At 37.3% G+C, this 13,315-nt stretch carries 15 protein-coding genes; 4 read left to right on the forward strand and 11 right to left on the reverse strand.

All coding sequences use genetic code 11. The features are described 5' to 3' along the window. Nucleotides 1–421 precede the first annotated feature (421 nt). Complete coding sequence (locus tag BQ5338_RS10905) at nucleotides 422–1,144, reverse strand: nitroreductase family protein (protein ID WP_071146900.1); 723 nt, start codon at nucleotides 1,142–1,144, stop codon at nucleotides 422–424. Between the two features lie 49 nt (nucleotides 1,145–1,193). Continuing rightward, nucleotides 1,194–1,430 (reverse strand): hypothetical protein, encoded by a 237-nt coding sequence (locus BQ5338_RS10910; protein WP_071146901.1) that lies wholly within the window; start codon nucleotides 1,428–1,430, stop codon nucleotides 1,194–1,196. A gap of 265 nt (nucleotides 1,431–1,695) precedes the next feature. On the opposite strand from BQ5338_RS10910, the gene BQ5338_RS10915 reads away from it, so the two are divergent. Both BQ5338_RS10915 and BQ5338_RS10920 read left to right on the forward strand, forming a co-directional pair. Beyond that, nucleotides 1,696–1,959 (forward strand): hypothetical protein, encoded by a 264-nt coding sequence (locus BQ5338_RS10915; protein ID WP_071146902.1) that lies wholly within the window; start codon nucleotides 1,696–1,698, stop codon nucleotides 1,957–1,959. Nucleotides 1,960–2,179: 220 nt separating this feature from the next. Further along, nucleotides 2,180–3,145 carry an energy transducer TonB gene (locus BQ5338_RS10920; RefSeq protein WP_159431327.1) on the forward strand — a complete coding sequence of 322 codons (966 nt, stop codon included), beginning with the start codon at nucleotides 2,180–2,182 and terminating at the stop codon, nucleotides 3,143–3,145. Between the two features lie 82 nt (nucleotides 3,146–3,227). Here BQ5338_RS10920 and rsgA read toward each other — a convergent pair whose 3' ends face one another. From rsgA to BQ5338_RS10940, 4 genes are all read right to left on the reverse strand, one after another. Continuing rightward, nucleotides 3,228–4,277 (reverse strand): ribosome small subunit-dependent GTPase A, encoded by a 1,050-nt coding sequence (gene rsgA, locus BQ5338_RS10925; protein ID WP_071147822.1) that lies wholly within the window; start codon nucleotides 4,275–4,277, stop codon nucleotides 3,228–3,230. A 10-nt stretch (nucleotides 4,278–4,287) separates the two neighbouring features. Next, complete coding sequence (locus tag BQ5338_RS10930) at nucleotides 4,288–5,067, reverse strand: class I SAM-dependent methyltransferase (protein ID WP_071146904.1); 780 nt, start codon at nucleotides 5,065–5,067, stop codon at nucleotides 4,288–4,290. A 248-nt stretch (nucleotides 5,068–5,315) separates the two neighbouring features. Continuing rightward, entirely contained in the window at nucleotides 5,316–5,906 is a 591-nt protein-coding gene (locus BQ5338_RS10935; protein WP_071146905.1) for a DJ-1/PfpI family protein, read from the reverse strand. A gap of 30 nt (nucleotides 5,907–5,936) precedes the next feature. Next, entirely contained in the window at nucleotides 5,937–6,251 is a 315-nt protein-coding gene (locus BQ5338_RS10940) for a GNAT family N-acetyltransferase (RefSeq protein WP_205409946.1), read from the reverse strand. Nucleotides 6,252–6,552: 301 nt separating this feature from the next. Between BQ5338_RS10940 and BQ5338_RS10945 the strand changes: the two genes are divergently transcribed. Together BQ5338_RS10945 and BQ5338_RS10950 are read left to right on the forward strand one after the other, a co-directional pair. Then, entirely contained in the window at nucleotides 6,553–7,137 is a 585-nt protein-coding gene (locus tag BQ5338_RS10945; protein ID WP_071146906.1) for a hypothetical protein, read from the forward strand. 61 nt (nucleotides 7,138–7,198) lie between these two features. After that, nucleotides 7,199–8,143, forward strand: a complete 945-nt coding sequence (locus tag BQ5338_RS10950) for an AraC family transcriptional regulator (protein WP_071146907.1) — start codon at nucleotides 7,199–7,201, stop codon at nucleotides 8,141–8,143. Nucleotides 8,144–8,232: 89 nt separating this feature from the next. Here the strand turns inward: BQ5338_RS10950 and BQ5338_RS10955 are convergent, their stop codons facing one another. From BQ5338_RS10955 to pdxR, 5 genes are all read right to left on the reverse strand, one after another. Next, a complete protein-coding gene (locus tag BQ5338_RS10955; protein ID WP_078063467.1) occupies nucleotides 8,233–8,979 on the reverse strand; it encodes a rubrerythrin family protein in 747 nt (248 codons plus the stop codon). A 95-nt stretch (nucleotides 8,980–9,074) separates the two neighbouring features. After that, nucleotides 9,075–10,460: a sensor histidine kinase gene (locus tag BQ5338_RS10960; RefSeq protein ID WP_071146908.1), complete on the reverse strand. Its 1,386-nt coding sequence runs from the start codon at nucleotides 10,458–10,460 to the stop codon at nucleotides 9,075–9,077. Next, on the reverse strand, nucleotides 10,457–11,134 hold the full coding sequence (locus BQ5338_RS10965; protein ID WP_071146909.1) for a response regulator transcription factor: 678 nt from the start codon (nucleotides 11,132–11,134) through the stop codon (nucleotides 10,457–10,459). Before BQ5338_RS10965 ends, BQ5338_RS10960 begins: the two co-directional genes overlap by 4 nt. Before the next feature lie 66 nt (nucleotides 11,135–11,200). Beyond that, nucleotides 11,201–11,653, reverse strand: a complete 453-nt coding sequence (locus BQ5338_RS10970; RefSeq protein ID WP_071146910.1) for a DUF2231 domain-containing protein — start codon at nucleotides 11,651–11,653, stop codon at nucleotides 11,201–11,203. A 198-nt stretch (nucleotides 11,654–11,851) separates the two neighbouring features. After that, nucleotides 11,852–13,261: a MocR-like pyridoxine biosynthesis transcription factor PdxR gene (gene pdxR / locus BQ5338_RS10975; RefSeq protein WP_071146911.1), complete on the reverse strand. Its 1,410-nt coding sequence runs from the start codon at nucleotides 13,259–13,261 to the stop codon at nucleotides 11,852–11,854. Nucleotides 13,262–13,315 lie beyond the last annotated feature (54 nt).

The raw sequence follows: 13,315 nt of genomic DNA on the forward strand, positions 1-13,315 counted from the left end.
GTAATTGCTTCGTTTTAAAAGCGGGTGCAAAGATAAGAGCTTTAAATCCAACTACCAAATGTTTCTGGAAGTTTTTTTAGTTTTATTTTTTGGATGCTTCTCGTGAGAAAAGAACCGCCAAATAAACCGGCTCCGTATTTGCGAATCGGAGGGCAAAGATAACAACTTTTAGTATCATCATCCAAATTATATAGGAAGATTTTTCTAAATGTCTTGAAACTCTTTTGATCTCGAACCGCTTCTATCAGAATGTCAATCAGAACGCCTTGTGTCTCTTACAAAGCGGGTGCAAAAGTAGAGATTATACACTTACAATCCAAACTTATGTGACTCTTTTTTTGAAAGAAATATTCTCGGAATGTCTAAAGCGCTGATTATGAAGAGATCAATAACTCTCTTATCAAAGGAAAATTTGTGGTTTTCAGATTTTGCGATAAACTTCGTCGAAAGGAATTCTCATTCTGTCTCCCCAAACTCCGCGCTCATCTCTTATTCCACAGGAAACAATCATATTGATTTCTGCCCCAAAAGGCAATTTCAAGATACTTTTCACTCTTCGACTATCAAAACCTTCCATCGGACAGGTGTCATAACTCTCATTGGCCATTGCCAGCATAAACGTTTGCGCCGCCAAAGCACAGGTTTTATGAGCGACGACTCTCATGTCGCTTTCAGAGACCTGATAAGGAGTCGCTATGAATAGCCCAACAATGCTGACTATGACTTTGCGAACAATCCCCAAAAGACCTAAAAAGTTAACATATAAAAATGGCATTACTTTTCCATAGTACATTTTCCACTTTTTGATTCTTCCATCGTGCTTTTCTATTGGGCTATTCTTCAAAACATTCTGCGTCTCCAACTCCAGCACTTTTTTTGCTCTTTTTCGGTAAAGATCCTGCCTTGTTACGAAAACGACCATCTGTTGGGCAGTCGTCGCCGCTTCTTGATTAAAACAGGCAGCAGAGAGTTCTTTTAGAATTTCCGGATTTGTGATGTGATAAAACTCCCATAGTTGCATATTGGAACTGTTGGGCGCTAACGTTGCAAGTTCGATGCAGTGCTTAACTTTCTCCGAATCAATTGGAAGATCCTTATACAGTCTTACAGAACGTCTGAAATTTATTATTTCTTCTAATCTCATCTTTAATAATATTATTTATTCTACTTATATATATACTCTGCGGATGTTGTCACCAATGCGAGTTTTGAAATACAAATATACATTTCTTATATATAGCTTCGCCATCGGTCAATAAAGATACCGAAAAAGTATTGGTACGAAACAGTTGGGTTTCCTCTGAATGCGTTTCGGGAACGTCTTCGTGACGGTGAGTATGGAAAAGGTTGGATTGTGGTGCAAAGGTCTTCAACGCTTTCAGAAAAGCGGTTATATCCTGAAAACGTGAAATGGAGTTGTTGGTTTCCATACAGAATGACCTTCTTACATCCTTTACTCTGACGCAAATATACTATGTTCTTTGTTTCAATCCGAAAATCATCTCACTTTTTATTGCTTTCTTGGCTGCACATCCAATAATTCATCAAGACTCTTATGAATTTCTAATCTTATTATAATGGATTTCTAACTACAAGCAGATAGATAAGCACCTTATCTTTGTTGTGTCAAAAGGCAAGAAGAAATTCAATAGATATTAGAATAAGATACATTAACTCATTAAAAAAACAACGATTATGAAAAAGATTATTTTTGCAGCTGCCATGGTAGCAATGATGTGCGCAAGTAACGTAGCATTCGCTCAAGTAAAAAAAGTAGCCCCAGTAAAGACTGAACAAACTGCAAGTAAAAAAGCTGAAGCTAAAACAATGAAGAAATCGGCTGTTAAAGCAGAAGAAGCAACAAAGGCCGAATGCAAAACGATGAAGAAATCAGCCGTCAAGGCAGCAAAAGCAACAAAAGCTGAAGCTAAAACAGCAAAAAAAGCAAGCGCTAAATAAGAACCGTCCTATTTTGTAATCAAAGAAGAGAGGGATTTTCCGCAAAGGGGAATCTCTCTCTTTGTTTACACAATAACCATCCATAAAGTCTATGAAATAAATTTTAGATTAAAAACACGACCTATAATGTAAATTAAAAAAGTATTACTACATTTGGAAAAAATTCAAATAAAAAGAAAAGATAACCTCAAAAACTAATACCTCGAACATGAGCTCAAGTATGAACCTTTTAAGAAAAGCACTGTGCTTAGCACTTCTATTTCTAACTATTTCCATTAGCTCCAGCGCACAATACACCAAAAAGTATTATAACTATAAGTGGGAAGAATGTGCACCGAATGTGGCAAGATATTTGAGTTTGACGACTAAAACAGACTCAGGATATTACAGAAAAGATTATTATATCAGAGAAAGAAAATTGCAAATGATTGGTACCTTTTCAGACTCACAATGCAAAATACCAAATGGTTATTTCACCTATTATCATTCAAACGGCATACTGCAATCTGTTGGAAGATATAAACAAAAGAGAAAAGAAGGAATATGGGTAGGCTTTCACGATAATGGCTTGATGAGTGATTCAACGAACTATTCTAATGGGAAGCCAATCGGCACAAGATTGACTTGGCATCCAAATGGTTATCTACGAGACTCGCTATCTCTACAAGAAGACAGAAGTGGGGCTATGGTTTCTTGGTTTGACAATGGCGTTCCATCTGCTGCAGGCAGATGCTCTGCTGGCATGAAACAAAATGGAAAATGGAAATACTATCATAAAAACGGCAATCTCAGTTCGGTTGAAATATACAAAGATTCGAAGCTAGTAGACAAACAGTATTTCAACGAAAGTGGAGAATTAATGAAAGATACAACTAACACCGATAGAAGAGCCGAATTTAAAGGAGGAATAGAAGCATGGCTAAAATATATATCACATGAGATATACTTTCCGGCTAATTATAAGATAATCAATGCTGACATGGCGATAGTCGTAGTCAATTTCACCATCAATGAAGATGGAGATATTGAGAATGTATTTACTAGTTCTTCTTTTGAAAAGAAATTTGATCGAATAGCAGAGAGAGCTATCAAAAAATCGCCCAAATGGGCACCTGCAATGGCACATAACAGAAGGATTAAACAAAAAATGAATCAAGCCGTCCGTTTTCAAAATTATAAAGAGTAATCAATAAACGATTAATAGATAATACAAGGTGCAAGTTTATCTATATAGACACTTGCACCTTGTACTTATTTATAGAAACGACTTACAAGAACGTCTTTTTGTCTCTCTTAATCATCTTTGAAAATGATTTATCATGTTTCTTTTTTTCATGAACAGACGTATTATAATGCCACGCTTCTTTTCTCAGCTTAAGATAGTTCTCATAGACACTACTGTCTAGCTTCCCATCTTCAACAGCTTTTATCACAGCACATCCCTTTTCATTAATATGTTGACAGTCGCTGAACCGGCATTGCTCTTCAAAACGAGTAATATCGAACTGATCAGAAAGAGTGTCATCATTGTCATTTGTAACCCCAAAGAGTTTGACTCCCGGAGTATCAATTAATACGCCTCCAGTTTCCATCAAAACCATCTCACGGCGAGTAGAGGTATGTCTTCCTTTCCCTGTTGATTCGCTGATCGCTGCCGTATGCAAAACGGATTGCCCACATAAGCTATTGATCAGCGTGCTTTTCCCTACTCCGGACAACCCCGTAAAAACAAAGGTTTCGCCCGGAGAGATGAATTCTCGTAGTCGATCAATGCTCTCTGATGACTGAATGCTCGTAAAAAATACGGGAATTCTAGCAGAGATATGCTTCAAATCGGACTCTACTTCGTCTTGATTGAATCCTAAGTCGGTTTTAGTCAAAACCAAGACGGGCAATATATCTTCATCCGCAATTTGTAACATGAAGCGTTCGATTCTCCGCACATTAAAGTTTTGATCAAGACTCTGCACGATAAATGCTTTATCAACATACGACGCAATGGCCTGCTTCCCAGATATCGTTCCGCTTTTTAAACGATAAAGTGTTTTTAGGCGGGGAAGCACATCAAAAATAACTCCTTTCTCTGCATCAGTCGGTTGAAAAAGAACCCAATCTCCCGTACAAGGATATTCGGACGAAGAGCGTCCATAAAGCATATTTCCTGTAAGTTCACAAAGACGAATCCCATCCTCCGAGATTACTTCATAGCATGTTTTATGTGTAACGGAAACTCGCCCATGCATAAAGTCTTTATAGATAGATGTTTGTTTTTGCCGAAACAGAGATTCGTTCCAGCCATATAATGATAATATATTCATTGTTTTTATTTTAATCTGATATTTTCTTTCCGATAAAAAAGGCATAACCATAATACTCTTTATACTTTGCGTATAGTTGAGCTTCGTAACGCTGATAGGCGACGAGCCCTTCAGCAGCCTTATTACCCACATATTTGTTCAGGAAGGTTTCTTGCGCAAGCATTTGTGGAACATAAAACAGCTCCGTCCAGCAAGTCTCAGGAAAGAGAAACGTAGCTACGGGAACATACCCGGCTTTCTCCATTTGAGCGATCTTATTTGAGATCGTGTCTATTTCAGGATATGCATTCATCCAGAAATCTTCAATTTCCGCAGGTCGCTCTTCAGTAAACCACGATGCTTCTGAAACAGCAATATATCCTCCTGTTTTCAAAAACCTTCTCCATTCCTTCAGTCCTCGTTCAAAACCGATATTGTAGATAGCGCCTTCAGACCAAATCAGATCTAACTCTTCGTTCTGAAAAGGAAGATTGTCCATTGATCCAACAACACCTTTTACTCTATCCTGAAGATTTTTCACCTCGACCTTTTTGTTGAACAGTTCAATAAAGCTAGGAAACAAATCGATAGCTGTTATCACACCCGAAGTTTGTTCGGCCAAAACCATTGTTTGCCCACCCGTACCACAGCCAATATCGGCAATATGTGCGGCCTCTGTAAGGCTTTCGACAAAACTCAACGCTTTACTAGTCATCTCCGGACTCCCGGGGCCTTGTCGTTCAAGACTGGAGAAATATTCGCAGACTAATTGGAAATCAAATTCGTTAACTGATGTATTATCGTTACTCATGATATTTAAGTTTTATGACGCAGTGAATCACATAGACATATTTTTCCCTATGCAAAGCACTAGCAATTAATTTATTGATGTATGGGTATGAAAATAACTCTGACAAGAACATGCCCGAGTACAATTAAGGGATAACCTTGGTGTAAAACCAAAGCTATTTACTTCACCAAATCCATATTAAATTTAAACATAAAACTTTTTAATAGATGATGCAAAGATAAAGAAAAAAAGATACCAGCAATCGTTTTTTATAAGATAAATCGCATATTCTTCTTTACCTCATTCACATTTTCCATGCTAGTTAACATTTCAAGTAGTTTAAAAGCGACATCAAGACTCGTTGCCGGGCCAGTTGAAGTGATAATATTATTATCAATCACCAACTGCGTTTCTTGAACTTTTACGCCAAAATCTGCTAATTGTTTTCGCTTACAACCTTCATTCAAATCCCATGTGGTGGCTTTTCGCTGATTTAACACACCAGATTTGGCTATTGGTAGAGCTGCCACACAAATTGATGCGATTAATTTACCTCTCTCATGAAATTCTCTTATCAAATTGAGGAAGCGCTCATCATAAGCATCTTCATAGAAACCCGCCTCTCCAGCGCCTCCAGGAATTGCTAAAGCATCATAATCGTCAATCTTTATTTGGCTAAATGGTAGTTCTGGTTTTACAATTAAGTTCCAATAGCAGCTTATTGTAGGTCTTAAGCTTGTGGTTACCAGATCAACAGGTTCAATACCGGCTTCTCGGCTCCAACCAAAGACATCAGTAAAAACACTCGCCTCGTAGGCTTCAAAGCCTTGAGCAAGAAATAAAAGAACTTTTTTTGCCATTATCTAAAACGATTATCAATATATGTTGTCTTATTTAGTCGTAGAAATTGGTTTTTCAAAACATAAGCTGTTTGGAAAATCTTTATATTGCCCGTAATTCTCTATCCTGGCATATCCACTCTTTTGGTAGAGCCCAATTGCCTCCGACTGCTTAGAACCAGTTTCAAGAATTGCCTTTGAATAGCCCAATTCTTTCGCCCATCTTTCCAACTCTTCAAGAATTAACCGTGAGATTTTTCGACCTCTATAATCCGGAGTCACAAACATTCGTTTTATCTCCACAGTTTCATTGTCATATTCCTTAAAGCACCCACAGCCAACAGGTTTCTTCTTCTCAAAAGCCACAATCACCGTATCTATTGAATTAATTTTATTTTACTTATCATACTTAGATTGCGCACTTTGATATCGCCCATTTAGATCACCATCAAGCTGCGAAATTAAAAACTTAAAATGTTCATCTCCGCTTTGAGTCCGTTTTGCTACTATTAACTCCATATACTTATAAGTTTCAATGTACGATATGCATATTTACTACTTCAGATGCAAAATTAACAATTACATCAATCCTACCAAAACTTCGCTATGAATTATTTTCGCACAGAAGAATTTCATATCTTTGTACACCCTCAAAAGACGAAAAGAGATGAACGTAATTGAACTAGCAGAACAAAATCAGCTAAACGCTTGGAAAATACTCGAAGAAACTCGTATCATTCCAGCATGGGAAAGCATCGGAGCGAAAGTCAATATTGTTGGCTCACTCAAATCCGGTCTACTAATGAAAAGCAAGGACATTGACCTTCATATATACACAGACAAGCTTAACATTTCTGAAAGTTTCTCTGTAATGCAAGAGTTGGCAAAAAGACTCTCTCTAAAGGAAATTCAATATAAGAATCTCATTGACACGGAAGAAGAATGCATTGAATGGCATACGTTGTATGAAGATAAGAACAAAGAGATTTGGAAATTCGATCTCATTCATATTCGCAAAGGATCAAAATATGACGGAGTAGTAGAGGAAGTTACCGATGCCATCATTCAACAGCTTACGCCTGAGATTCGCAAGACAATTCTTGAAATCAAATTCGATGTGCCGGATGATGTAATGATTCCGGGTATAGAAATATATCGTGCCGTTTTTAGTGGAGGAGTTAAGAATTACGAGGAGCTCAAGCAATGGCGTAAAACGAATCCTTTAACTAACAGCTTAGATTGGAGACCTTAAATGAACAGGTTTCATTTATTCATAATTTCGGCAACAGTAAATTTGCAATAACAATAGCGCTATGAATTTTAAAGAACTAAGTAAGCAAGAGTATATAGCTCGGATCAATCGGGTGATGGATTATATCAGCCGAAACCTTGATAAGTCAATTGATCTTTCTGTAATGGCCGATATTGCTTCATTTTCCCCCTATCATTTCCATCGAATTTTCACCTATATTGTTGGCGAAACTCCCAATAACTTTGTTTTGAGAATCAAACTCGAAAAAGCAGGTCAACTATTACAAGATAATCCGAAAGCCACAATTAGTGAGATTGCTTTTCAATGCGGATTCGGGAATAACTCCTCGTTTAGTCGGGCCTTCAGAAGCTATTTTGGCATGAGCGCCAAAGAATTTCGAGAACAAGATAAAGCGATATATATAAAAGATGGCATTAGATATAGCAAGAATTGCAAACCGATTAGCAAGATCGGCAAAAACCCTCAGCAGATAAATGCTCAACTTTGCAGTGTCGAATTTAATAAATTAATAATTATGGACACAAAAATTGAGATCAAACAAATGCCTGAACTTAATCTTATTTATTGCCGCCACATGGGAGCGTTCAATAAGATCGGACAGGCTTACGAGAATCTGTTTAAATGGGCAATTCCTCGTGGATTGGTAACCCCTGAAACTAAGACAGTGACGGTTTATCATGACGATCCTTCTATCACAAGTATTGACAAAATGCGTCAAGATGCAAGCATCATCGTCAAAGGAGATGTAAAGGTGGAAGGAGAAATTGGCAAATCGACCGTTCGAGCCGGCAAATATGCCGTAGGTCGTTTCGAAATTAAAGAGACCGAGTTTGAAGAAGCATGGAACACAATGTGCTCGTGGTTTACAGAAAGTGGTTATCAGCCTGAAGATGGATCTACCTATGAGCTGTATCACAATGATTACAAAGGACATCCTGAGCATCGGTTTATCGTGGATATATGCATCCCGGTAAAGCCTCTTTGATAATTAGCTAAAACGAAGAATCCTGAAGATTTAATTCCTTCAGGATTCTTTGTCTTTATAAGAACTTAGATTTAAACAAGAAATCAATTTTATGAATCAAGTTTAGTAACCTTAATAAATTTATCGGAACTAGTCATCGATATTCCACAACGTTTGGGAGCCGTAGTATCGTATGTGTTGCCACAAGTGGGACATATATAGTAAGTGGTTGGCAATGATTTGTCCGTGTTGTTTTGTAAAGCGGCCAATGCTTTCTCGTAAAAAGGCTTGTGCTTCTGTTCCGTTTTATAAGCATAGTTTAAACTCATTAACGAGAGTTGGTTCCCTGCCTTGTTTGCATTTCTCAAAAATTCAGGATACATCGTACTAATTTCGTAACCTTCTCCTAAAATTGCATCTTTCAAATTCTCCGCAGTTGTTCTAACGGTAAATTCCGGAGTAATAGTAGGTGTCTTTAATCCGGCAGATTCAATCACCGCTCTGTGATTATTAGCATGAATTTTTTCAGATTTGGAAGCGGCAAGAAAGAGCAAAGCTATTTGATTATGCCCTTCGGATTCGGCTTTTTTACTATAAGCGGCATATTTAGCACTTGCCGTCGTTTCTCCTTTAAAGGCATCCTGCATATTTTGCAGGTTAGTTACCTTGGCCTCTGCTGAGGTGATCAATTTACCATCTGTTCCTTTCTCAGAGCTTCCATCCTCTGGTGAAGCTGTTGTAGACTCCGCTACAGGTTTTTGCATTTCAGCCTTCGTTTGTGATTTACCGGTACACGATTGCAGTAATGATATTGAAACAATAGCTGCAAGAGAGATAATGATTGTTGTCCTTTTCATCTTTTCCTATATTTACATTTGTTTTACTTTAAATTGATAATGCAAAGATATTGATAGACGTCTTCAAAGAACCTTGTGCTATTATTAAGATTTGCTTAAGAAAATTGCCGTGAAAATTGCAAGGTAAAGGTAGTACCCTGATGTGGGGTACTATCGACAAGCAGATTAATACTTTGCAAGTCGCATAATTTCTTCACAATGGAAAGTCCAAGTCCGTTTCCTTTGATAATGGAGCTTCGGGATTCATCGGCTCGATAAAAGCGATTAAAAATGAATGGAAGGTCGCACGCCGAGATACCAACACCGTCATCTCTCACACAAAGTGTTTTCAATGCACTATCCCAAACTAAGTAAACATTCCCATTTGCACTTCCATACTTAATGGCGTTGCTCACTAGATTATCTATTATTAGTTCGATAAAAAATTTATCCGCATTTATAAGAGCTTCTTTCTCTATTGAAATATGAATTTTTATTTTATTCGCTACAGCCATTTCACGCCATTTAGAAATAAATGAATCTGCAATAGCATAGAGATAAACACTCTCTTTTTTGGTGACTGCAACGCCTGATTCAATTCGGGCAAGTTGCAAGAGTTGATCGAGTAAACTATTCAGACGATCAACTTGTTGAATGATGTCAACGACTTTTTCTACATAGATTTCTGGCTCACGCTGTTTGCGAATCAACACTTCCAACGTTCCTCTAATTGCAGTAAGAGGAGTTCTTATCTCGTGCGACGCATCACTGGTAAATTGCTTTTGTTGATGCATACTTTTTTCTATTCTCGCAAGTAATTCGTTAATCGTTTTGGTCAAATCAAAAAGTTCATCCTTCCGTTTGGGCAACACCAATCGAGTTTCAATGTTCGAATCACTGATATGTGATGCTGTTTTTATCAATCGATGAACGGGCTGAATAGCTCTTGAAGCAGTTAGGGAAGAAACGATAAAATGCACAACCAGCACAAGTGGAAATGAAATCAGTAATACCCAGAGCAAACTGTTAAGCATACTATAAGATTCCTGTCGAGAGATAGCAATGGTCAATTGTCCAATAATTCTTCCGCTTTCATTCTCTATCGGAAATTGTCCCAATCGGATTTTTTGTTGACTGATTTCACCATTAAAGAAGGTTTCATGTTTGATAGTTGGATCAAACAGGAATTGATCATCAAGTAAATTGGCAGAATGAAATACGACTTTCCCATTTGCATCGACTATCTGTAAAAAAGTAGGATTCACTTCTATCTTATTATGTTCAGCCTCTTCCCACTCCGGCATCTTGTTGATAATGATAGAATCTCGATGCCAATCCAGATTGCTGAACACCTCTTCTTTCTCCAATAGAATATCATCATCTAAATGCGTATAGGAAGTTTTGTGTAACACAACACTGATGATAATAAACACAATTGCTGTTGTAGCAGCAACGGCAATTGTGTTGAATAATGCGATTCTATGCCTAAACTTAAGATTCATTCTTCTGTTTCAATTGTGTAACCGATTCCTCTCACAGTGGTTATTAATGAAGCCGTTCCAGGTTCATCTAACTTTTTTCGCAGTGCATTGATATAAACATCAATCACTGAATTATCATAATCAAAGTGAATGTCCCAAACCTTTTCAATGATGCGGGTTCGTCTGCAAACTTTTCCTTTGTTGCGCAAAAAATATTCGAGTAAAGCAAATTCTCTTTGAGTGAGAGCAATAAGTTTTCCATCCTTAGTAACAGAATGTTTTTCAATATTTAATTGAATATTTCCTGCGCTGAAAACGACCATTTCATTCTCTTTTGTGCGTAATAGCACGCGAATTCTGGCAAGTAATTCCTCAAACGAGAATGGTTTGCGTATATAATCATTAGCACCTGTTTCCAAACCAAAGACAGCATCGTCTACTGTATCTTTCGCCGTGAGAAAAATAATGGGCAATGTTTTATTATCCTTTCTTATGTTTCTACAAATCTCGATACCACTCATCCCCGGCAACATCCAGTCAAGTAGTATCACATCATAGTCATCGATGAAATCAAGCGCAAGTTGTAGCCCTTTTTTCCCATTGTTCGCCACATCAACAGCAAACCCCTCCTCTTTCAATCCTTCGCAAAGAAAGTTAGCTATAGCTTCTTCATCTTCTACAATCAACAATCTCATTTCGATCTGTTATTAGATTAATTAGACAAAGTAAATTATTCACCCTACTCTTTTGCTACCGATGAACTATTTAAAATCAGGCAAAGTCAATTCAACTCCCGCACCGTGAGCATACACTAATTGTCCGCCAAAATAAGCAGTACGCATAACAGATCCAATTAAGATAGTAAACAAAATGATGCCAACCCATTTTGCCCAGACCTTGTTATATTTGAGATAATACACCACGATTCTAAACAAAGTGGTAATGATGGCGAGACAAAGCGTTAGCAGAGCCGCACCTTCATGCAATCCTATCGGTTCTTTCAGCGGACCTTCTTCGATGCCTTCACCGGCATATCCCCCACTAATAAATGCCGCAATTGCCCCCAATGTGCCAAGAATCAAAAGAAAAAAAGCCGCATTCTTAAAAAAATCTTTTTTACTGATTAATGCCAATCCTTCCGAAAAAAATCCCGCCATGAGGAGTGCGATCGGAAAGTGAATAATCATTGCATGGATGTGAGTTGCTGAGATCATATTATTTTCTTTTTTAGGTTAGTATAAACACAAAGATAACTTTTTGATTATTGATAACGCCTATTCTTATTCTTAAAATTAGCTTAAGAATACGGGCCTCATCTCAAGAAAGAAAAAATAAAGGCACAAGTATTTATATAGATAAACTTACACCTGAACTAAGAACCGGTTTGTAATACTATCGCACAAATCAAATCATCACAATAATCTGCTTATAACCTCTATCCCTTTTTCCAAATTCGTCTCTGTCAAAGAGGCATATCCTAACCTTATTCCCACAATTTCGTTATCATAACTAAATCTATCTGGAGTATAGAAACTAACGAATTTAGAATTAGCCCTCTGTTTCAGCTGAAATAAGTCTATATTATCAATTGGCTTCAACCAGAAAGCAAGTCCACCATCAGGTTTTTTATAAGTTACTTTATCTTTTAAGTGATAAAGTAAAAGAGAATCAAAGAAATCTCTTTTCTTCTCATAGTGATTCAGCATCCTTTTTTGGTGCTTTCTAATGTCTCCCGAAATCATTAAGTCCAATATAGACTGTTCCATTATAGTATCCCCCTGTGTATCTATAATCTTACGTAACTTACCAATCTTCGTTATGAAATTAGATGAACTAACGACATAGCCCACTCTAATCGCAGGGGCAATTAGCTTGCTTAAAGTCCCCACATAAACATAATTATTAATCCCCTCATGTGCGGAAATTGGCATAATAGGACGTTGGTTAAAATGAAATTCATTATCATAGTCATCTTCAATAATAGTAAAGTCGTATTTATTGGACAATTCTATTAATTTCAACCTACGGGATAAGCTTAGGGTAACAGTAGTTGGATATTGATGATGCGGCGTTAAATAGATCGCTTTAAACCTCGTCTTGCTTACAAAATATTCGACCGCATGAACATCAATGCCCTCATTATCAACCGGGATAGGAATTAGCTTTGCTCCTGCATGTTTAAATACTTCCCATGCCGGCTTAAATCCCGGATTTTCAACTAAAACAAGATCCCCCTTCTCCAACAAACAATGCGCAGTTAAAAACAAAGCCATTTGGCTACCTCTTGTAATGCAAATCTCTGAAGAAGAAGTTCTCATACCTCTATTCTGATTAAGCATGTTTGATATTGTATTCCTAAATTTATCGTCTCCAAACTCACTTGCAAGATTCATTATTTGCCAGCGGGCCTTTTGGTTGAAAATACGGCGATATGCTCTAGCCAATTCAGCCATAGGCGTACAAGTAGTATCAGGCAATCCATCATCAAAAAAGATTGAATCGTGTCTAAACATTTCTACTACTTGTTGCTGAGCTTCCTTCTTCTTTGTGGGTATAGCTACTGATAGTCTATCAGAAACATAAACTCTCTTTCGTTCCTCTGAAATAAGCCATCCTTCAGTTAACAGAATGTCCAAAGCCTGAATTATTGTATTCCTGTTTACTCCTAACTCAACAGCCAATTGTCGCGTACTAGGCAAGGTTACTCCTGCTTTTAGCTGTCCGTTTTTGATGGATTTTATAATCTCATCCGCAATCTGAACATATATAGCTTTTGGGGCGGATTTATCTATTTTAATCTGCACTAACCAAGGAACATTCATCTGGTCTATCTATTTTTATTAAAACTGAACCACAAAGATGGATCAAATAATCTA

The sequence above is a fragment of the Bacteroides ihuae genome, from assembly GCF_900104585.1.
Lineage (GTDB): Bacteria > Bacteroidota > Bacteroidia > Bacteroidales > Bacteroidaceae > Bacteroides > Bacteroides ihuae.

What these genes read in the sequence shown, in the direction of transcription:
- BQ5338_RS10935 (WP_071146905.1), bottom strand. Translation starts at nt 5,906, where the DNA reads ATGGCAAAAAAAGTTCTTTTATTTCTTGCTCAAGGCTTTGAAGCCTAC.
- BQ5338_RS10945 (WP_071146906.1), top strand. Translation starts at nt 6,553, where the DNA reads ATGAACGTAATTGAACTAGCAGAACAAAATCAGCTAAACGCTTGGAAA.
- BQ5338_RS10920 (WP_159431327.1), top strand. Translation starts at nt 2,180, where the DNA reads ATGAACCTTTTAAGAAAAGCACTGTGCTTAGCACTTCTATTTCTAACT.
- BQ5338_RS10930 (WP_071146904.1), bottom strand. Translation starts at nt 5,067, where the DNA reads ATGAGTAACGATAATACATCAGTTAACGAATTTGATTTCCAATTAGTC.
- BQ5338_RS10950 (WP_071146907.1), top strand. Translation starts at nt 7,199, where the DNA reads ATGAATTTTAAAGAACTAAGTAAGCAAGAGTATATAGCTCGGATCAAT.
- BQ5338_RS10965 (WP_071146909.1), bottom strand. Translation starts at nt 11,134, where the DNA reads ATGAGATTGTTGATTGTAGAAGATGAAGAAGCTATAGCTAACTTTCTT.
- BQ5338_RS10910 (WP_071146901.1), bottom strand. Translation starts at nt 1,430, where the DNA reads ATGGAAACCAACAACTCCATTTCACGTTTTCAGGATATAACCGCTTTT.
- rsgA (WP_071147822.1), bottom strand. Translation starts at nt 4,277, where the DNA reads ATGAATATATTATCATTATATGGCTGGAACGAATCTCTGTTTCGGCAA.
- BQ5338_RS10915 (WP_071146902.1), top strand. Translation starts at nt 1,696, where the DNA reads ATGAAAAAGATTATTTTTGCAGCTGCCATGGTAGCAATGATGTGCGCA.
- BQ5338_RS10970 (WP_071146910.1), bottom strand. Translation starts at nt 11,653, where the DNA reads ATGATCTCAGCAACTCACATCCATGCAATGATTATTCACTTTCCGATC.
- BQ5338_RS10905 (WP_071146900.1), bottom strand. Translation starts at nt 1,144, where the DNA reads ATGAGATTAGAAGAAATAATAAATTTCAGACGTTCTGTAAGACTGTAT.
- pdxR (WP_071146911.1), bottom strand. Translation starts at nt 13,261, where the DNA reads ATGAATGTTCCTTGGTTAGTGCAGATTAAAATAGATAAATCCGCCCCA.
- BQ5338_RS10960 (WP_071146908.1), bottom strand. Translation starts at nt 10,460, where the DNA reads ATGAATCTTAAGTTTAGGCATAGAATCGCATTATTCAACACAATTGCC.
- BQ5338_RS10955 (WP_078063467.1), bottom strand. Translation starts at nt 8,979, where the DNA reads ATGAAAAGGACAACAATCATTATCTCTCTTGCAGCTATTGTTTCAATA.